Genomic DNA, 19,455 nt, shown 5'->3' with positions numbered 1-19,455 from the left:
AACGGAGCCTGGGAAGGGCGCGGCAAGGCTGCGCCTGGGCGACAAGTATAGAATCCCGGCATGCCCGAGCTTGCTGAACTGTTCGATATCGCCGCCGCGCGCCGCCTGGATGCGCAGGCCAGCGCCCTGCTGGGCGATGGGGGAGCCTCGCTGATGCAACAGGCCGGCTTGGCCGCCTGGCACTGCCTGCTGGAGCGCTGGCCACAGGCGCAGCGCATCGGCGTGGTGGTGGGGGCCGGCAACAACGGCGGCGATGGCTATGTGCTGGCCGGTCTGGCCCGTGCAGCCGGCCGCCAGGTGACGGTGCTGCGGCTGGCGACCGATGCCCCGGCCACGACGTTGTCGCAGCAGGCCGAGCAGGCGTTCATCGCCGCCGGCGGTGCGGTAGCTCATTTCGATGGCGGCCTGCCGCCGGTGGACCTGCTCGTGGACGCGCTGTTCGGCATCGGCCTGAACCGCGCGCCAGCCGGTGGGGCGGCCGATCTGATCAACGCGATCACTGCCTCGGGCCTGCCGGTACTGTCGCTGGACGTGCCCAGCGGCGTGGATGCGCAGACCGGTAACGTGCCGGGCGTCGCCATCCGCGCCACGGTCACGCTGCAGTTCATCGTGCGCCACCAGGGGCTGTATACCGGCGCGGCGCTGGAGCATGTCGGCGGGCGTCGGCTGGCCGCGCTGGAACTGCCTGCCGGCGCCGACCAGGGCGTGCAGCACAGCGCCGAGTGCTGGCAGCAACCACGCCTGCGCGCACAATTGCCGGCCCGCCGCGCCAACACCCACAAGGGCGAATCCGGCCACGTGCTGTGCGTGGGCGGCAATCTCGGCAGCGGCGGCGCGGTGATGCTGGCCAGTGAATCGGCACTGCGCGCGGGCGCAGGGCTGGTGAGCGTAGCGACCCGGGCAGCGCATGTCGCACCGCTGCTGGCGCGGCGGCCAGAAGCCATGGTGCATGCCGTCCAGGACGCGCAGGACCTGCAGGCGTTGCTGCCACGCGCCGGGGTGATCGCGATCGGGCCGGGCCTGGGCCAGGACGACTGGGCCCACGAACTCTGGCGGCAGGTGCTGGCCAGCGGCAAGCCGCTGGTGATCGATGCCGATGCCCTGAACCTGTTGGCCAAGGCACCGCAGCCGCTGGGTGATGCGATCCTGACCCCGCACCCGGGCGAGGCCGCGCGCCTGCTCGGGTTGAGCACGGCGCAGGTGCAGGCGGACCGCTTCACTACTGCCAAAGCGCTGGCCGACCGGTTCCACGCGGTGGTGGTGCTCAAGGGCGCCGGCAGCGTGGTCGCCGCGCCCGACTCGGTGCCGCGGGTGATCGCCGCCGGCAACCCCGGCATGGCCGTGGGTGGCATGGGCGACCTGCTCACCGGCATCATTGCCGCCCTGCGCGCGCAGGGCCTGGGCGCGTTCGATGCGGCCAGTACCGGCGCTTTGCTGCACAGCCTGGCCGGCGATGCCGCCGCCAGTGACGGCCAGCGGGGCCTGCTTCCCACCGAGCTGCTGGCGCCGCTGCGCCGGCTGGTCAATCCGGACGTTTGAACATGATCGAGTTTTTCCTCGCGCAGACCCAGGACACCGACCTGCTCGGGCAATGGCTGGCCGCGACCCGTCCGCCGCAGGCGGTGATGCAGCTGCAGGGGGACCTGGGGGCTGGCAAGTCCACCCTGGCCCGCGCCCTGCTGCGCGCGCTGGGCGTGCAGGGCGCGATCCGCAGCCCGACCTACACCCTGGTGGAACGCTACCCGCTGGCCGACGGGCACGAAGCCTGGCATCTGGACCTGTACCGGATCGGCAATGCGCAGGAGCTGGATTTCCTGGGGCTGGACGAGGGCAGCGCCTCGCTGTGGCTGGTCGAATGGCCCGAGCGCGGCGCCGGTGCGCTGCCGCCGACCGATCTGGACGTCGCACTGGAGATCCATGGCCAGGGGCGGCGCGCCCGGCTCACGGCGACCAGTCCTGCCGGTCGCGAATGGCTCGGACGGCTCCCCCAAGGGCGTGACTTGCAGGCCCTTTCTGTCGGCTGACACTAGGAACCACCGGCAGGTTACGGATTATTAAGGGAAAAGGAGTTGCATTTCATTCAGCGCGGTGATTGAATCCAGACCCATGCCAATGGGGAAATCACTCACCGCCATCTGCACTGCCGTCGGACTCTGTCTGGCGAGCGCGCTGTCGTGGGCGGGCGAAGTCCGCCAGGTGGCCGTGGAGACCGGTGCGACCGGTACCCGTGCGGAGATTTCGCTGGCCGGCAGCGGGGGTTACAAGACCCTGTCCCTGGCCGGTCCGAACCGCCTGGTGGTCGATTTCCCGGACTCGAGCGCGATCCGCAACCTCAAACTGCCGGCGCCCAAGGGTGTGGTCACGGCGGTCCGAACCGGGCAGCCGGTGCCGGGCACGTTCCGCGTGGTGTTCGACCTGGCCGAATCGGTCGCGCCGTTCCGCCCGCAGATGATCAAGCAGGGGGATCAGTCGCGGCTGGTGATCGAGTGGCCGGGCGATGCGCCGACGTCCACCCGCGTGGCCAGCGCGCCGAGCCCGACCCCGACACCTGCTGCTGCGCCGACACCGACGCCGACGCCTGCGCCAGCTGCTTCCACGCCGGCCGCAGCCGCTCCGACCCCCGCGCAGGCCGCTGCCCAATCCGCACAGGCGCGCAGCGACGCCGCGCGCGCCACCGCCTTGCTGACCGCCTCGGTACGTCAGCAGGCCAGCGCCACCGTCGCCACCTCGGCACCGGCGCCGGGCCCGGCGGCGACCACCGCCACCACCGTCAACGTGGCCGCTGCCGGCACCGCCAATGCCGCCAGCAACAGCGCTTCACCGGCCGCCATCCTCGCCGGTCAGTCGACCACGGGCATGGTCGCCAGTGCGCCGGTGCCCACCCCGGCGCCGACGCCCACCCCGGTGACGCCGCAGGAGAACCCGCGTCCGGCGATGCCCAGCGACGCCTCGCGGGTGAAGATGCGCGCCGGCATGCGCCCGCTGGTGATCGCGATCGACCCGGGCCACGGCGGCCAGGATCCCGGCGCGGTTGGCCCGACCGGCAAGCGCGAAAAAGACATCACCCTGGCAGTGGCGCGTGAACTGGCCCGCCAGGTCAACGCAACGCCCGGCCTGAAGGCTTACCTCACCCGCGACAGCGACGTGTTCATCCCGCTGCCGATGCGCGCGCAGAAGGCGCGCGCCGCCAAGGCCGACATGTTCATCTCGATCCACGCCGATGCCGCCGAGAACCGCGCGGCCACCGGTTCGTCGGTCTACGTGCTCTCGACCAAGGGCGCGTCCTCGCAGCGTGCGCGCTGGCTGGCCGACAAGGAAAACGCCGCCGATCTGGTCGGTGGCGTGCGCCTGCAGCAGACCGAAGGCACCCTGGCCAACGTGCTGCTGGATCTGGCCCAGAGCGGTTACATGAAGGCCTCCGAAGACGCCGCCGGGCATGTGCTGGGCGGCCTGAAGCGGATCGGCAAGAACCACAAGCCCAACATCGAACGGGCCAACTTCGCGGTGCTGCGCACCTCGGACATGCCGGCGATGCTGGTCGAAACCGCGTTCATCTCCAACCCGGATGAAGAGCGCCGCCTGATCGATCCGGCCTACCAGCGCCAGATCGCCGGGGCCGTGCTCGATGGCGTGCATACCTTCTTCAGCCGCCAGCCGCCGCCGGGCACCCTGTACGCTGCGCGCGCCCAGGCCGAGATCGACGCCGCCGGTACCGTGGCGGGCGGCAGCAAGTAAGCCCGCCACGGTACCGCCCGGCGCACGCTATCATCACGGGATGACGTCTGTTTCCCGAATCCCCCTCGCCGCTGCGCCTCTCACCTCCGTCAGCCGGAGGTGCGCATGAGCATCCGCCAGCTTCCCGAGATCCTGATCAACCAGATCGCCGCTGGCGAAGTGGTCGAGCGGCCCGCGTCCGTGGTCAAGGAACTGGTCGAGAACGCGCTGGACGCCGGCGCCACGCGGGTTGATATCGACCTGGAAGAGGGCGGCGTGCGGCTGATCCGCATCCGCGATGACGGCGGTGGCATTGCACCGGAAGAGCTGCCGCTGGCCGTGTCGCGCCATGCGACCAGCAAGATCGCCAGCCTGGATGATCTGGAGTCGGTGGCCACGCTCGGCTTCCGCGGCGAAGCGTTGCCGTCGATCGCCTCGGTCAGCCGCTTCACCCTGAGCTCGCGCCGTGCCATCGACGAACACGGCTCGGCGTTGCAGATCGAAGGCGGCCGGCTTGGCGAGGTGACCCCGCGCGCGCATGCGCCGGGCACTACCGTGGAAGTGCGCGAGCTGTTCTACAACGTGCCGGCCCGCCGCAAGTTCCTGCGCGCCGAGCGCACCGAGCTGGGCCATATCGAAGAGTGGCTGCGCTCGCTCGCGCTGGCGCGGCCGGATGTCGAGCTGCGCGTGTCGCACAACGGCAAACCTTCGCGCCGCTACAAGCCCGGCGATCTGTACTCGGACGCGCGCCTGGGCGAAACACTCGGCGAAGACTTCGCCAACCAGGCGCTGCGCGTGGACCACAGCGGTGCTGGCCTGCGCCTGCACGGCTGGATCGCGCAGCCCCATTACTCGCGGGCCAGCACCGATCAGCAGTACCTGTACGTCAACGGCCGCTCGGTGCGTGACCGCAGCGTCGCCCACGCGGTGAAGATGGCCTACGGCGACGTGCTGTTCCATGGTCGCCAGCCGGCGTATGTGCTGTTCCTGGAGCTGGACCCGACCCGTGTCGACGTCAACGTGCATCCGGCCAAGCATGAAGTGCGCTTCCGCGATTCGCGCCTGATCCACGATTTTGTGTACCGCACGCTCAAGGAAGCGCTGGCGGAAACGCGCGCCGGCATGACCGCTGCCGGCACGCAGGTGCACGCCACGGAGAGTGCCGCGACCGCGGCGCCGGCCTACGGTCTGCCTTCGTCAGGCAATGGGGGCTATGCACTCGCCGGCAGTGCAGCCGGTGGTGGCGGTGGGGGTGGCATGGGCGGCGACTGGCGCCCGCAGCAATCGCCACTGGGCCTGCGCGTGGCCGATGCCCCTTCCGCCTATGCGGCGCTGTATGGCGCGCCCGGTGGCACCGCCGCCGGCGGCAGCCTGCCGCCGATGCCAACCGAAAGTGGTTTGCCGGTCACGGCGGCCGACAGTGGCGTACCCCCGCTGGGCTATGCGATCGCGCAGCTGCATGGCATCTACATTCTCGCCGAGAATGCCGAAGGCCTGATCGTGGTGGACATGCATGCCGCGCACGAACGCATCGGCTATGAGCGCCTGAAAACCGCACACGACGGCATGGGCCTGCATGCGCAGCCGCTGCTGGTGCCGATCACCCTGGCGGTCGGCGAGCGCGACGCCGACACCGCCGAACGCGAAGCGGAGACCTTGACCTCGCTGGGCTTTGAAATCACCCGCGCCGGCCCCGGCTCGCTGCACGTGCGCAGCATTCCCGCCCTGCTGGCCAATGCCGAGCCGGAGGCGCTGCTGCGCGATGTGCTGACCGACCTGCGCGAGCATGGCCAGAGCCGTCGCATCGCCAGCGCCCGCGACGAACTGCTGTCGACCATGGCCTGCCATGGCGCGGTGCGCGCGAACCGGCGCCTGACCGTGCCGGAAATGAACGGCCTGCTGCGCGACATGGAAATCACCGAACGCTCGGGTCAGTGCAATCACGGCCGGCCGACCTGGGCCCGTTTTTCGCTGGCGGAAATCGACCGCTGGTTCCTGCGCGGACGTTGAGAGGACGGTCATGAACAAGCACTGGGGAGTGTGGGCGGCGGTATTGCTGCTGGCAGTGAGCGTGGCGGGGTGTGGCGAGAAAGCGGTGGATGCCCCTGCGAAGGTGGCGATCGATCCAGCCTTCGAGGCCGAACAGCAGCAGTGGCGCCAACAGCGCTACGAGGAACTGCATGCCGCCGACGGCTGGACCAGCCTGGTCGGCCTGCATTGGCTGGAATACAAAGCGCATTACATCGGTCGCGGCCCGGGCAGCGGCATCCGCCTGGCGGTCGGCCCGGACAAGCTGGGCATGGTCGCGCGCGAGGGTGACGCCGTCTGGTTCACGCCCGAGCGTGGGGTGGCGATGCAGGTGGATGGCAAGCCGGTCACCGGCCGCATCCGCTTCTTCAGCGATCGCGATCCGACCCCGACCGTCATCGCCTTCGACGACGGCAAGGGCCGACTCAGCCTGATCCATCGCGGCGAGCGGTTGGCGCTGCGGGTCAAGCAGGCCGACGCGCCTTCGCGGACGAACTTCACCGGCTTGACGTACTGGCCGGGCGGCGCGTCGTGGCGCGTCACGGCGCGCTTCGTGCCGCACCCGGCCGGCCAGACGCTGCCGATCGTGGACATCACCGGCCTGACCACGAACATGCCCAATGCGGGCGCCCTGGAGTTCGAGCGCGACGGCCGCACCTGGCGGCTGGAAGCCATCGGCGAGCCGGGCCGCGCGCTGTTCGTGATCTTTGGTGACCGTACCAGTGGTCACGGCAGTTATCCGGCCGGCCGTTATCTGGATCTGCCTGCGCCGGATGACCAGGGCCGCGTGGTGATCGATTTCAACCAGGCCTACAACCCGCCGTGCGCGTTCACGCCCTTTGCCACCTGTCCGCTGACGCCCCCTGAAAACCGCCTGGACCTGCGCGTGGACGCCGGTGAGCAGGCGTACCACGCCCCCGAAGGAGAGGCTTGACCATGTCGATGTTGTCGCGTCTGTTGTCCCCGTTGCTGATCGCTGCGGGCCTGTTGGCCGGCACGGTCAGCGCCGACGCGCGCCCGGTCGCGCCGCGTGCACCCGCAGCCGCCAAGGCCACCGCGCCGGTTCCGCTGTTGTGGAAGGTTACCGGCCCGGGGGACAGCCGCCTGTACCTGCTGGGGTCGTTCCATCTGCTGCAGCCGACCGATTACCCGCTCGCGGCGGATGTCGACCAGGCCTTCGCCGCCTCGCAGCGCGTGGTGTTCGAGCTGTCGCCGCAGGACATGGAGTCGCCGGAGCTTGCGCAGAAGATGGTGCAGGCCGCGATGCGCACCGATGGCTCGGAGCTGAAGCGCGACCTCGATGCGGCTACGTGGACCCGGCTGCAGGCCTATGCGCAGGAAAACAAGCTGCCGCTGGCCCAGTTGCAGGGCATGAAACCGTGGTTCGTCGGCCTGACCATCACCCTGAGCCAGTTCACCAAGATGGGCCTGGATCCGGCGCTGGGGCTGGACCGGCATTTCATGACGCGGGCTGCCAGCGCGGGCAAGGCGACTGCCGGGCTGGAGGATATCGACACGCAGATCGCGGTGCTGTCGGGCATGTCGGCCAAGGAACAGCAGCAGATGGTGGCCGAAGCGCTGGAGCAGGCCGGCAAGGGCGACGAGATGGGGCGCAAGCTGCATGACGCCTGGCGCCGCGGCGACGACAAGCTGCTGTGGACCTCGATGGCCACCGAAATGCGCGGCCAGTACCCGCAGCTTTACAAGCGCATCAACACCGACCGCAACGATGCCTGGGTGCCCAAGCTGCAGCAGCATCTGCAGGCCGGGCAGGGCGGCACGATGGTGGTGGTCGGCACGCTGCATCTGCTGGGCAACGATGGGGTGGTCGAGAAGCTGCGCGCCAGGGGCTACAAGGTCGAACGCGTCTGCACCGGCTGCGCCAAGCCCAAGCGCTGAGCGCATCGGACACCGGGGCGCCGTCAGTGACGCCCGGCTCCAGGTGAGTGACGCCCGGCCCTGGAACGAGAAAAGGCGCGGCCCGGAGGCTGCGCCTTTTTCTTTTCTGCGGCGGAACCGGCCTCAGCGGCGGGTCTTGCCTGCGCCCGGCGCCGGGGTTTCCGGCTTTTTGCCGGTTCCCGTGCCGGTACCGGTACCGGTTCCGGTGCCACCTGGGCGGCCGCCGAAGCCGGTGCCCATGTTGCGCTGGAAGTCCTGCCACATTTCCATGTTGCGCTCGGTCAGCTGGTTCATCATCGCCCAGGGGGTCTGGCCGAGGAGATTGCCCATCTGCTGGCGGAACTGCTGCTGCTGGTCCAGGAACACCTGCATGCTGCGCTCCAGGTAATTGCCCATGAAGCCCTGCAGCGAGTCGCCATAGAAGCGGATCAGCTGGCTGAGCAGCTGCGTGGACAGCATCGGTTCGCCGTCCTGTTCCTGGTCGGCGATGATCTGCAGCAGCACCGAGCGGGTCAGGTCATCGCCGCTCTTGGCGTCACGCACCTCGAAGTCCTCACCATCCAGGATCAGCTGGCGCACATCCTCTATGGTGATGTAGCTGGAGATTTCCGTGTCGTAGAGCCGGCGGTTCGGATACTTCTTGATAATGCGGGTCGCAGCCATGAAGCAGTCACTCATCACAGTAGGCGCGCAGCATGGCGCAGTGCAGCAGCCTATGCAACCGCCATAGGTAGCAAGGGGCCGCATTTATGTTGCGCAACATAGGGTGCAGCAATTCCGCCCTGCGCCGGGCGGTTGCCCGCATTCCACGTTCTGCCCGCGCCGCCGCTGGCGCAGTGCCGCGTTACCACCCCATGTGGTGGCCGCCGTTGATGTCCAGATTGGAGCCGGTGATCCAGGAGGCTTCGTCGTTGACCAGGAAGGCCACCGCGTACGCGATCTCCTCCGGCTTGCCGAGCCGGCCAGTGGGGATGTCGGCGATGATCTTGGCGCGCACCTCGTCCGGCACGGCCATCACCATGTCGGTGGCCACATAGCCCGGCGAAATCGTATTCACCGTGATCCCGAAACCGGCATTCTCACGCGCCAGCGAAATGGTGAAGCCGTGCATGCCGGCCTTGGCCGCCGCGTAGTTGGCCTGGCCGTACTGGCCCTTCAGGCCGTTGATCGAGCTGATCTGGATGACCCGGCCCCAGCCGCGGCGGCGCATGCCCTCGATCACCGGGCGGGTGACGTTGAACACCGAGTTGAGGTTGGTGTTGATGACATCGTGCCACTGGTCCGCGCGCATGCGGTGGAAGGTGGTGTCGCGGGTGATGCCGGCGTTGTTGATCAGGATCTCGACCGGGCCCAGCGCCGCTTCAACGGCCTGGACCATGCGTTCGGCCGTGCCCGGCTCGGATACATCACCCGGAAAGATCGCCACATCGCAGCCGCGGGCCAGCATCTTCTCGCGCCAGGCCTTGGCTTTGGCTTCGTCACGGTAGTTGGTGGCGACCCGATGGCCCTGGTCGGCCAGGCGTTGGCAGATGGCAGTACCGATACCGCCGGTACCACCGGTGACCAGTGCGACGCGAGATGTCATGAGCAGCTACTCCGAAAGGCAGGGCCAACAAGGGGGAACAGGATTCTGCAACATCAGCGGGCAAAAGGGGCAGCCCCGTCAGCCGGTTGCCGCATGGGGATGTCGCCCGGTGGCAATCGCACCGGATCGAAGCAGGCCGCCGCCTGGTGCAGCCAACCGGAAACGTCCTCGACACCCGCGCCGATCGCCGGGTCCTGGCCGAGCTGCGCCCAGGCCCGGCGCAGGGCCGGCAGCGGGTCGGCAGGGTCGATCGGCAGAGCGGCCTCGGACTTGGAGAGCTTGCGCCCATCGGGACCCAGCAGCAGCGGCAGATGCAGGTAGCGCGGGGTCGGCAAGCCCAGCGCCTGCTGCAACAGGATCTGGCGTGGGGTGGAATCGAGCAGGTCGGCGCCGCGGACCACGTCGGTCACGTGCTGCGCGCCATCGTCGACCACCACCGCCAGCTGATACGCCCAGTAGCCGTCGGCCCGGCGCAGCACGAAGTCGCCGACCTCGGCGTGCACGTCCTGCACGACCCGGCCCTGCAACCCGTCATCGAAGCCCACCACGCTGCCGGGTGGTACCCGCAGCCTCACCGCCGGTTGCGCACGCGCGGCCCGGGCCACGCAGCGGTGATGGATGCCGCCCTGCGCGGCCAGCTCGCTGCGGCTGCAATGGCAGGCGAACGCCTTGCCCTCGCGCAGCAGCCGGTCCAGCGCCGCCTGGTACAGCGCACCGCGCTGGCTCTGATGGACGATCGGTCCGTCACTGCACAGCCCGAAGGCGGCCAGCGCGGCCAGTTGGCCGTTCACCGCACCGGGGACCGTTCGAGGAGGATCGACATCCTCCACCCGCACCAGCCAGCGGCCGCCGGCATGGCGCGCGAGCAGCCAGCTGCCCAGCGCCGCCAGCAGGGAGCCGGGGTGCAGCGGGCCGGTGGGGGAGGGCGCAAAGCGCCCGCAATAGGAGGAATCGGACATGGACTATGAATCGTCGGTCAGTTTGCGACTTGAATTCAAGCTGAAGTCACCGCAGATTTGCACTCATCAACCTCCAACGAGCGTCCTTTTCCCATGTTCAGTCGCATTGCTCTCTTCCTGCTGACCAACTTTGCGGTGCTTATCCTGGCCGGCATCGTGATGTCGGTGCTGGGTGTCAATCCCAACCAGATGAGCGGTCTGCTGGTCTTTGCCGCCATCTTCGGCTTCGGCGGCTCGTTCATTTCCCTGCTGCTCTCCAAGTTCATGGCCAAGCGCTCCACCGGCGCGGTGGTGATCACCGAGCCGCGCAACCAGACCGAACGCTGGCTGCTGGCCACCGTCGAGCGGCAGGCCCGTGAAGCCGGCATCGGCATGCCCGAAGTGGCCGTGTACGAAGGGCCGGAAATCAATGCCTTCGCCACCGGCGCCAACCGCAACAAGGCGCTGGTCGCGGTCTCCACCGGCCTGCTGCACAACATGAGCGAAGACGAAGCCGAAGCGGTGCTCGGCCATGAAATCGCCCACGTCGCCAACGGCGACATGGTCACCATGGCCCTGCTGCAGGGCGTGCTCAATACCTTCGTGATCGTCCTGGCCCGCATTGTCGGTGGCTTCATCGACAGCGCCCTGTCCGGCAACCGCGAAGGCGGCGGCCGCGGCTTTGCCTACTACATCATCGTGTTCGTGCTGGAGATGGTCTTCGGCCTGTTCGCCACCATGATCTCGATGTGGTTCTCGCGTCACCGCGAATTCCGCGCCGACGCCGGTGGCGCCCACCTGGCCGGCCGCCAGAAGATGATCGCCGCCCTGGAACGCCTCAAGGTCAACCACGGCCAGAGCACCCTGCCGACCCAGATCGCCGCCTTTGGCATCGCCGGCGGCGCCGCCAGGAAGCTGTTCATGAGCCACCCCCCGCTGGACGAGCGCATCGCCGCCCTGCGCGCGGCCAACAACACCGTGGTGTAACCCTCACCGCGGTGCGCTGACCAGAACGCCCGGCTTGCGCCGGGCGTTTTTTGTTCCCGCAAACAACAACGGCGCCCGAAGGCGCCGTCGTCATGCAGATCAGATCCAGCCCGATCAGAACTTCGCGTCGAACTCGGCCGCGTAGCCCGTATTGACCAGCACCTTCTGCAGCGCATCGCTGATCTTCACATTGCCGGCCACGATCTGCTGCGTCTCCGGACCCCGGCTGTCCATGCGGGCCGGCGTCGCACCCTTGAAATCGCATACGCGGCCACCGGCCTCGCGGACCAGCAGCACACCGGCCGCGATATCCCAGGCCTTCACGCCGGCCTCGAAATACGCATCGGCACGGCCACAGGCCACGTAGGCCAGATCCAGCGCTGCCGAACCGGTGCGGCGCACGTCTTCGGCCTGCACCAGCAGCGCGTCCACGGCCTTCAGCTGCGCGCTCGTGCGCTGACGCTCACGCGGGGCAAAGCCGGTGTGGATCATCGCGCCGCCCAGATCCTTGCGCTCGGCGATACGGATACGGCGGTCGTTGAATACCGCGCCAGCGCCACGGCTGGCGGTGAACAGCTCATTGCGGAGCGGATCGAAGATCACCGCGTCGATCGGCTCGCCGTTCTCGACCAGGGCGATGGAGACGCAGTAATGCGGGAAGCCACGCAGGTAGTTGCTGGTGCCGTCCAGCGGATCGATGACCCACATGTAACGGTTGACCGACTGCACGCCACCTTCCTCACCCATGATCCCGTACTCGGGATAGGCGCGCTTGAGTTCCTTGACGATGACCTTTTCCGCATCTGCATCGACTTCACTGGCATAGTCCATGCGGCCCTTCTGCACGACGTTCAACGCCTCGAGCTTGTTGATGTTGCGCAACAGGACGTTGCCGGCGAGGCGGGCGGCCTTGACCATGACGGTGACGGCGGGTTTCTGCATGGCGAAAAGCTCCCGTAAAGGCAGAGTAGGGGTTTGGCGGGGGAAAAGAGCGGTCCCGGCGCAGAGGCCGGTCGCACAGTTTACCATTTGTCGCTGTCCTGCTCGCATTTGGCCTGTTCATGTCCGTACAAACCGCTCCCGCCCGCATCCGCTTCGTCCTGGTCGGCACCCAGCACCCCGGAAACATGGGGGCGGCCGCACGTGCCATGAAAACCATGGGCCTGGGCCGCCTGGTCCTGGTCGCGCCAGAGAAACCGCTGGATGAGGAGGCCTTCCGCCGCTCGGCCGGGGCCGAGGATGTCCTGGGCGATGCCCCGGTCGTGGCCACCCTGGCCGAGGCCGTGGCGGACTGCCGCTTCGTGCTGGGCTGTACCGCCCGCTCGCGCCGGGTCCAGCTGGAAGAGCTGCTGCCGGCCGTGGCCGCCCAGCGCGTGCTGGCCAAGGCCGCCGAGCCGGCCGAGGTGGCCTTCGTGTTCGGCCGCGAGCGCACCGGCCTGACCAATGAGGAGCTGCAGCTCTGCCATGCGGCCGTGCACATTCCCTCCAACCCCGAGTTCAGTTCCTTGAACCTGGCCGCCGCGGTGCAGGTGCTGGCCTATGAGGTGCGCATGGCGATCCTGGGCGCAGCCGACGCCCCGGTCGCGGCCCCGGCCGATCCCGGTTTCGGCGAAGCGCCGGCCAGCCATGCCCAGGTCGAAGGCCTGTTCGGCCAGCTTGGCGACACTCTCGATGAGATCGACTTCCACAAGGGCCGTGCGCCTGAATCGGCGATGCGCAAGCTGCGTCGCCTGTTCCTGCGCACCGAACTGAGTGAACAGGAAGTCCGGCTGTTGCGCGGCATCCTCTCCGACGCGCAGCGCATGGCGAGATTGGCGACCAACAAGCCCCTGTAAGCTGACGCAGTTCTCATTTTTTCGGGTAGTCTGTCTCGATTCCTTGGGGGGAGTGATGGGCTTGTCGGGACTGCGAAGGCTGCTGCAGAGCGTAGTGCTGTGTCTGGCCATCGCCGCGATGACCGGCCCGGCATGGGCCGGGCCCGCCCATGTGCTGGTGCTGGGAAGGATCAGCGATGACCCCAGGTCACACTATGCGCAACTGCAGCCCCTGCTCGATTACGTGATTCCGCGCATGCACGACGTTGGCATCACCGAGGGCCGCATCCTGATGGCGCGCGATACCCAGCAGATGGGCAGCTACCTGCGCCGCGGCCGCGTCGACTGGGTGACCGAGACCTCCGGCACCGCCGTCGCGTTGGGCCAGCGCAGTGGCGCCAAGCCGTTGCTGCTGACCGAGCGCAGCGGCGTGCGTGAGTACCACACGGTGTTCTTCGTGCGGCGCGACAGCCCCGTGCGGACGCTGGAGGACCTGCGCGGGCACACCCTGGCGTTGCAGAACATGGCCTCCACCAGTGCCTATCTGGTGCCGGTCATGACCTTGCTGCAGCATGGCGAGACGCCGGAGATCCTCGCCTCGATCGGGGATGTCGCCGCACCGGACACCGTCGGTTACGTCTTCGCGCGCTCGGAGGCGAACATCGCCACCTTCGTGCACAAGGGCCTGGTGGATGCCGGTGCGGTGAGCAGCGTGGACTGGTCTGATGGCAAGCGCATTCCGGCCAACTTCCTGCGTGATTTCCGGGTCATCCATCGCACCGAACCGTATCCGCGTGCGGTGGAAATGGTGCGCGAAGGGCTGGATCCGAAGGTGCGCGACCGGCTGCAGCAGGTGCTGCTGGATGCCGCATCCGATCCCCAGGCGCAGCCGGCATTGAAGACATTTTTTGGTACTTCCGGGTTCCACCGGGTGGATGCGCAGATGCAGCACCGGCTGGATGAATTGAAACAAGGCTTGACGCGCGTGCGGATGGAAGTGGAATGAGTCGCTTGGGTTCGGGAATGCAGGCCCGCTTCGTGCTGGCGATGGGCGGCGCGATGCTGGTCGTGGTGGCGATCGTGGCCGTGGTGCTGGGGCGCCAGGCGACGATGCAGGACGAGGTGCAGCATCTCAGCGGCACGGTCATCCATGACCTGTTCGACCGCAGTGTGCGCAGCCGTGGTGAAGCACTGGCCCGCGAGTTGTCCGATGCGCTGGCCAACCCGCTGTACTACAACGACCTGGAGCAGGTCGGGGCGCTGGTGCGCAACACCTCGCGGCAGCAGGTGGTGCGCTATGTGCTGGTGTTCGACGAGAACGGCCGGCTGATCCACGACGGCACGGTGGACGTGCTTGAGTTCGGCCAGCCGATGACCGACCCGCTCGCCGCCGGTGCCGCAGGCGCGCGCGAGCTGGTGGTCCAGCAGTCGCCCAAGGTGCTCGACAACGCGATGCCGATCATGATCGGCAACCAGCGGATCGGCGGGGTGCGCGTGGGCATGGCGCTGGACGATGTGCAGGCCATGGAGCAGCAGGCCAACCAGACCCTGGGCGACCGCCTGCAGCAGGTCGGCAAGCGCCACCTGGGCTGGCTGCTGCTGATGCTCGGGCTGCTGGTCGGGATTGGTGCGGTGGTGATCATCTACGTGCAGCGCACCCTGGTGACGCCGATCCGCTGGCTGGCCGGGGCGGCGCGCCAGATCGAGGCCGGTGACTACACCCTGCAGATGCCGGAGATCCGGCGCCAGGATGAAGTCGGTGAGCTGATGCGTGCATTCGGTCGGATGAGCCAGGCGATCGCCCGGCACGACCGCGAAGTGCGGCACATGGCCTATACCGATGCCCTGACCGGGCTGACCAACCGGCTGGCATTCCGCGAGGCGCTGGACCACCGGCTGATGGCCGCGCGGGCGTCCGGCCACCGGCTGGGCCTGCTGTTCGCGGACATGGACGACTTCAAGCGCGTCAACGACACGCTCGGCCACGAGGCCGGCGACGAGGCGCTGCTGCAGTTCGCCCAGCGCATCAGCGCGGCGGTGGCCCAGGCCGGTGGGGACGAGGCGCTGTTGGCGCGCTTTGGCGGCGATGAATTCGTGATCCTGATCGGGGAGGGCGATGTCGCTGCCGGCGCCCGCGAACTGGCCGAGATCCTGGTGCGCGAACTGGGCAAGCCGCTGGTGGTGCAGGGCCGGGAGCTGTTCCTGGGCTCTTCGATCGGCGTGACCCTGTTCCCCGATGACGCTGCCGACGCCACCACGCTGCTCAAGAACGGCGACATCGCGATGTACCAGGCCAAGATGGCCGGCAAGAACTGCTACCGCTACTACAGCCGGGCGATGGACCATGCGGTCGAGCGCCGCGTGCACATGGAGCAGGAGCTGCGCGGTGCCTGGGAACGGGGCGAGCTGCGGCTGGCCTACCAGCCGATCTTCCGCACCCGCGACCGCCGCATGGTCGGCGTGGAAGTGCTGCTGCGCTGGCAGCACCCGACCCTGGGCACGATCCCGCCGTCGGTCTTCATCGAAGTGGCCGAGCAGAGCGGGCTGATCGAAGTGATCGGCCCCAAGGTGCTGCGCGCGGCCTGCACCGAGGCGGTGCAGTGGCCGGTCGGCGGCGACGGGGAAGGGCTGTTCGTTTCGGTCAACGTCTCCCCGCGGCAGTTGCGCGGCGGCGAACTGCCCACGCTGGTCGCCGACTGCCTGCGCGACACCGGCCTGCCGGCCTCGCGGCTGCACCTGGAGCTGACCGAAACGGCGGTGATCGGCGATGAAATGCTGGCCGCCGCCCTGCTGGACAAGCTGCACCGGACCGGTGTGAAGGTGTGGCTGGACGATTTCGGGACCGGTTTCTCCGGCCTGAGCCATCTGCGCCAGGTGCCGGTGGACGGGGTCAAGATCGACAAGAGTTTCGTGGCCGACATGCAGCGCGATGCGGACGACCTGGCCCTGACCACGGCCATCATCGCCATGGCCCACGCCCTGGGGATCACCGTGGTGGCCGAGGGCATCGAGCAGGAAGTGCAGTTCGACCTGCTGGCCCAGCGCGGCTGCGACCTGGCCCAGGGTTACTGGCTCAGCCATCCGGTCAGCGCGACCGATGTGGTGCAGCTGCTCGAATCGGGCAGCTGATCAGACCGGGCGCTTGCTGCTGTCGCCGGAGATCTCGCGGACCAGCTTGGGCACCAGGTAGCCGGACAGGCGCGCGGTGAGCTGCGCATGCAGGTCCTTGGCGGTGTCGTCGGCCACTTCGAAATGGGCCACGCCCTCGACCCGGTCCACCTGGTACAGGTAATAGGGCAGCACGCCGGCGGCGAAGCTGCGCTCGCTCAGTGCCTGCAGCGCCTGGATCGAATCGTTTACCCCGCGCAACAGCACCGCCTGGTTGAGCAGGGTGGCACCGGCCGCGCGCAGGCGCGCCATCGCGGCATCCACCGACGCATCGAACTCGTTGGCATGGTTGGCATGGATCACGAACGCCACCGGCCACGGCAGCGAGGCGATCCACTGCACCAGTTCGTCATCCACGCGTTCGGGCAGGACCACCGGCAGGCGGCTGTGGATGCGCAGCCGGCGCAGGTGCGGAATCTGCTTCAGCGCCGCGGTCAGCTCGACCAGCTTGTGCGTGGCCAGCGACAGCGGATCGCCTCCGGACAGGATGACCTCATCGATGTCCGGGTCCTGGGCGATCGCGTCCACCGCATCACGCCAGCCCTCGCGGGCGGCGTTCTCGGTGCCGTAGTCGAAATGGCGGCGGAAGCAGTAGCGGCAGTTGATCGCGCAGCTGCCGGTGGTGACCAGCAGGGCACGGCCGCGGTACTTCTGGATGACCCCGGTGGCCTTCTTGGCCGCACCGTCGCCGACCGCATCCAGGCTGAAGCCGGGCACGACCTTCAGCTCGTCGGTGATCGGCAGGACCTGGCGCAGCAGGGGGTCATGTCGGTCGCCGTGGCGCATCCGGGCCGCGAAGCCCTGCGGTACGCGCACCGCGAACTGGCCGGCCGCCTCATCCGAGACCCCCAGCGCCACCGGATCCAGCCCCAGCTGCCGCAGCAGCTCGCGCGGGTCGCGGATCGCCTCGCGCCACCGTTGCTGCCAGCGGACGGGGGCGGCCAGGGGCGTGGCGGAAAGCTGCATGGAATGGGGGCCTGCGGGTATCATGTGGGTCAGAAATATCGAGTCACCCCACCGGTGTCGGTGGGATTTCCCATTCTATCCGGCTCGCCGCGCCTGCGCGGCGTTTGCCCATTCAGGAGTTTCAACATGGCCACTGTTGGCATGAACGACGTCAAGAACGGGATGAAGATCCTGGTCAACAATGAACCAGCGGTCATCACCGAGACCGAATACGTCAAGCCGGGCAAGGGCCAGGCCTTCACCCGCATGAAGTACCGCTTCATCAAGTCCGGCCGCGTGGTCGAAATGACCATGAAGGCGACCGATGACGTGGAGAAGGCCGACGTCGTGGATACCAACATGGACTTCATGTACAGCGACGGCGAGTTCTGGCACTTCATGGACCCGGAATCCTTCGAGCAGGTCCAGGCCACCAAGGCCGGCATGGGCGGCGCGGAGAAGTGGTTGAAGGGCGAAGAGTCCTGCATCGTCACCCTGTGGAACGGCGAGCCGATCTTCGTCCAGCCGCCGAACTTCGTCGAGCTGAAGATCACCGAGACCGATCCGGGCGTCCGTGGCGACACCTCGGGCGGCGGCGGCAAGCCGGCCACCCTGGAAACCGGCGCGGTGGTCCGCGTGCCGCTGTTCGTCAACCAGGATGAAATCATCAAGGTCGACACCCGTTCGGGCGAATACTCCGCACGCGCAGGCAAGTAATCCGGCAAAGCCGGATTACGGTAGAGCCGACCGTTGGTCGGCTGCGGGACTGGTAGAGCCGACCGTTGGTCGGCTGCGGGACTGGTAGAGCCGACCGTTGGTCGGCTGCGGGACTGGTAGAGCCGACCGTTGGTCGGCTGCAGTACCGACCGGCCACCGCACCGTGTAGAGCCGACCGTTGGTCGGCTGCGGTACCCACCGGCCACCGCACCCGGTATAGCCGACCAACGGTCGGCTCTACCCCCCCAAGCGTCCCGGTCGCCCACACCCTCGGGTCGTCCGCCCAGACAAGTGAGCCCGCATGACCGACACCGCCCGCATTCCCGAAGCCTGTGACCTGTTGATCGAAGCCGGTTACGTGGTCCCGATCGAACCGCATGCGGTGGTGCTGGAAGACCATGCCGTGGCCGTGCGTGGCAGCGAGATCATCGCGATCCTGCCGCGTGCCGAAGCACGCGAGCGCTTTGCGCCGAAGCAGGCCGTCTCGCGCCCGGAGGCGGCGCTGATGCCGGGTCTGGTCAACGCACACACCCACAATCCCATGACCCTGCTGCGGGGCGTCGCCGACGACCTGCCGCTGATGGTCTGGCTGCAGCAGCACATCTGGCCGGTGGAAGCGGCGGTGATCGGGCCGGAGTTCGTGGCCGACGGCACCACCCTGGCGATCGCCGAGATGCTGCGCGGCGGCACCACCTGCGCCAACGAAAACTACTTCTTCTCCGACGTCCAGGCCGCCGTTTACAAGCAGCACGGGTTCCGTGCGCTGGTCGGCGCGGTGATCATCGATTTCCCGACTGCCTGGGCCAAGACCGACGACGAGTACTTCGCCAAGGCCGGCGAGCTGCACGACCAGTGGCGCAACGATCCGCTGATCGGCACCTCGTTCGCCCCGCACGCGCCGTACACCGTCAACGACGCGAACTTCGAACGCGTGCGCATGCTGTCCGACCAGCTGGACATGCAGGTGCATCTGCACACGCATGAAACCGCGCAGGAAATCAGCGACTCGATCAAGCTGCATGGCCAGCGTCCGCTGGCGCGTCTGGATCGGCTGGGCCTGGTCAACGACCGCCTGATCGCCGTGCACATGACCCAGCTGACCGAGGCCGAAATCCACCTGTGCGCCGAGCGCGGCGTGAGCGTGGTGCACTGCCCGGAATCCAACCTCAAGCTGGCCTCCGGCTTCTGCCCGGCCTGCGCGCTGCAACGTGCTGGCGTGAACCTGGCGATCGGCACCGACGGCTGCGCCAGCAACAACGACCTGGACATGTTCAGCGAGAACCGCACTGCGGCGATCCTGGCCAAGGCCGTCGCCAATGACGCGACCGCGCTGGACGCGGCCACCACGCTGCGTGCGGCCACGCTCGGCGGCGCCCGCGCGCTGGGCTTCGGTGACCGCATCGGCTCGATCGAGGTCGGCAAGCAGGCCGATCTGGTCTGCGTGGACCTGTCCGCACTGGAAACCCAACCGCTGCACCATGTGCTCTCGCAGCTTGTGTATGCCGCCGGCCGCCATCAGGTCAGCGATGTCTGGATCGCCGGCCAGCCCAAGCTGGTCCAGCGCGAACTGGTCGGCATGGACACCGCGGCGATCGTCGCCAACGCGCGCCAGTGGCGCGAGCGTATCCGACACATCCGTGCTTGATGCACCAAGGATCCC

At 68.1% G+C, this 19,455-nt stretch carries 17 protein-coding genes; 12 read left to right on the top strand and 5 right to left on the bottom strand.

What is annotated here, in order from left to right; translation table 11 throughout:
* Window positions 1-60 precede the first annotated feature (60 nt).
* From NJD74_RS10000 to NJD74_RS09975, 6 genes are all read left to right on the top strand, one after another.
* Window positions 61-1,539, top strand: a complete 1,479-nt coding sequence (locus NJD74_RS10000) for an NAD(P)H-hydrate dehydratase (protein WP_319624080.1) — start codon at window positions 61-63, stop codon at window positions 1,537-1,539.
* 2 nt (window positions 1,540-1,541) lie between these two features.
* Window positions 1,542-2,024, top strand: a complete 483-nt coding sequence (gene tsaE, locus NJD74_RS09995; RefSeq protein ID WP_319624079.1) for a tRNA (adenosine(37)-N6)-threonylcarbamoyltransferase complex ATPase subunit type 1 TsaE — start codon at window positions 1,542-1,544, stop codon at window positions 2,022-2,024.
* Window positions 2,025-2,112: 88 nt separating this feature from the next.
* Window positions 2,113-3,735: an N-acetylmuramoyl-L-alanine amidase gene (locus NJD74_RS09990; protein ID WP_319624169.1), complete on the top strand. Its 1,623-nt coding sequence runs from the start codon at window positions 2,113-2,115 to the stop codon at window positions 3,733-3,735.
* Between the two features lie 105 nt (window positions 3,736-3,840).
* Complete coding sequence (mutL, locus tag NJD74_RS09985) at window positions 3,841-5,724, top strand: DNA mismatch repair endonuclease MutL (protein WP_070470204.1); 1,884 nt, start codon at window positions 3,841-3,843, stop codon at window positions 5,722-5,724.
* A gap of 10 nt (window positions 5,725-5,734) precedes the next feature.
* Window positions 5,735-6,676, top strand: coding sequence for a DUF1684 domain-containing protein (locus NJD74_RS09980; RefSeq protein WP_319624078.1), 942 nt, complete (start codon window positions 5,735-5,737; stop codon window positions 6,674-6,676).
* A gap of 2 nt (window positions 6,677-6,678) precedes the next feature.
* A complete protein-coding gene (locus NJD74_RS09975; RefSeq protein WP_319624077.1) occupies window positions 6,679-7,641 on the top strand; it encodes a TraB/GumN family protein in 963 nt (320 codons plus the stop codon).
* A gap of 123 nt (window positions 7,642-7,764) precedes the next feature.
* Here the strand turns inward: NJD74_RS09975 and phaR are convergent, their stop codons facing one another.
* The 3 genes from phaR to gluQRS all read right to left on the bottom strand — a co-directional run bounded on the left by phaR (window position 7,765) and on the right by gluQRS (window position 10,185).
* Window positions 7,765-8,304: a polyhydroxyalkanoate synthesis repressor PhaR gene (gene phaR, locus NJD74_RS09970; protein ID WP_019182811.1), complete on the bottom strand. Its 540-nt coding sequence runs from the start codon at window positions 8,302-8,304 to the stop codon at window positions 7,765-7,767.
* A 181-nt stretch (window positions 8,305-8,485) separates the two neighbouring features.
* Entirely contained in the window at window positions 8,486-9,226 is a 741-nt protein-coding gene (gene phbB, locus NJD74_RS09965; protein WP_088432577.1) for an acetoacetyl-CoA reductase, read from the bottom strand.
* Between the two features lie 53 nt (window positions 9,227-9,279).
* On the bottom strand, window positions 9,280-10,185 hold the full coding sequence (gene gluQRS / locus NJD74_RS09960; protein ID WP_319624076.1) for a tRNA glutamyl-Q(34) synthetase GluQRS: 906 nt from the start codon (window positions 10,183-10,185) through the stop codon (window positions 9,280-9,282).
* A gap of 93 nt (window positions 10,186-10,278) precedes the next feature.
* Between gluQRS and htpX the strand changes: the two genes are divergently transcribed.
* The gene (gene htpX, locus NJD74_RS09955; protein WP_070470190.1) at window positions 10,279-11,151 is read left to right on the top strand and encodes a protease HtpX; all 873 of its coding nucleotides are present in this window, start codon (window positions 10,279-10,281) and stop codon (window positions 11,149-11,151) included.
* Between the two features lie 114 nt (window positions 11,152-11,265).
* Here htpX and NJD74_RS09950 read toward each other — a convergent pair whose 3' ends face one another.
* Window positions 11,266-12,093, bottom strand: coding sequence for an inositol monophosphatase family protein (locus NJD74_RS09950; protein ID WP_019182815.1), 828 nt, complete (start codon window positions 12,091-12,093; stop codon window positions 11,266-11,268).
* A gap of 119 nt (window positions 12,094-12,212) precedes the next feature.
* On the opposite strand from NJD74_RS09950, the gene NJD74_RS09945 reads away from it, so the two are divergent.
* The 3 genes from NJD74_RS09945 (at window position 12,213) to NJD74_RS09935 (ending at window position 16,094) form a co-directional block, all read left to right on the top strand.
* Window positions 12,213-12,986 (top strand): RNA methyltransferase, encoded by a 774-nt coding sequence (locus NJD74_RS09945; RefSeq protein WP_293980439.1) that lies wholly within the window; start codon window positions 12,213-12,215, stop codon window positions 12,984-12,986.
* Between the two features lie 118 nt (window positions 12,987-13,104).
* Window positions 13,105-13,971 carry a phosphate/phosphite/phosphonate ABC transporter substrate-binding protein gene (locus NJD74_RS09940; RefSeq protein ID WP_319624168.1) on the top strand — a complete coding sequence of 289 codons (867 nt, stop codon included), beginning with the start codon at window positions 13,105-13,107 and terminating at the stop codon, window positions 13,969-13,971.
* Window positions 13,968-16,094 (top strand): EAL domain-containing protein, encoded by a 2,127-nt coding sequence (locus tag NJD74_RS09935; protein ID WP_070425552.1) that lies wholly within the window; start codon window positions 13,968-13,970, stop codon window positions 16,092-16,094. The genes NJD74_RS09940 and NJD74_RS09935 overlap by 4 nt, the downstream gene beginning before the upstream one ends.
* Here the strand turns inward: NJD74_RS09935 and epmB are convergent, their stop codons facing one another.
* Complete coding sequence (epmB, locus tag NJD74_RS09930) at window positions 16,095-17,099, bottom strand: EF-P beta-lysylation protein EpmB (RefSeq protein ID WP_019182819.1); 1,005 nt, start codon at window positions 17,097-17,099, stop codon at window positions 16,095-16,097.
* 126 nt (window positions 17,100-17,225) lie between these two features.
* On the opposite strand from epmB, the gene efp reads away from it, so the two are divergent.
* Window positions 17,226-17,795 carry an elongation factor P gene (gene efp / locus NJD74_RS09925; RefSeq protein ID WP_019182820.1) on the top strand — a complete coding sequence of 190 codons (570 nt, stop codon included), beginning with the start codon at window positions 17,226-17,228 and terminating at the stop codon, window positions 17,793-17,795.
* Window positions 17,796-18,096: 301 nt separating this feature from the next.
* Window positions 18,097-19,440 carry a TRZ/ATZ family hydrolase gene (locus NJD74_RS09920; RefSeq protein WP_319624075.1) on the top strand — a complete coding sequence of 448 codons (1,344 nt, stop codon included), beginning with the start codon at window positions 18,097-18,099 and terminating at the stop codon, window positions 19,438-19,440.
* The last annotated feature ends 15 nt before the right edge of the window (window positions 19,441-19,455 follow it).

This window comes from Stenotrophomonas sp. RG-453 (assembly GCF_033843685.1).
In the GTDB taxonomy this organism is placed as follows: Bacteria; Pseudomonadota; Gammaproteobacteria; order Xanthomonadales; family Xanthomonadaceae; genus Stenotrophomonas; species Stenotrophomonas bentonitica_A.
The sequence above is the reverse complement of the archived record's forward strand: the minus strand, read 5'-3'. Positions and strand labels throughout refer to the sequence as shown.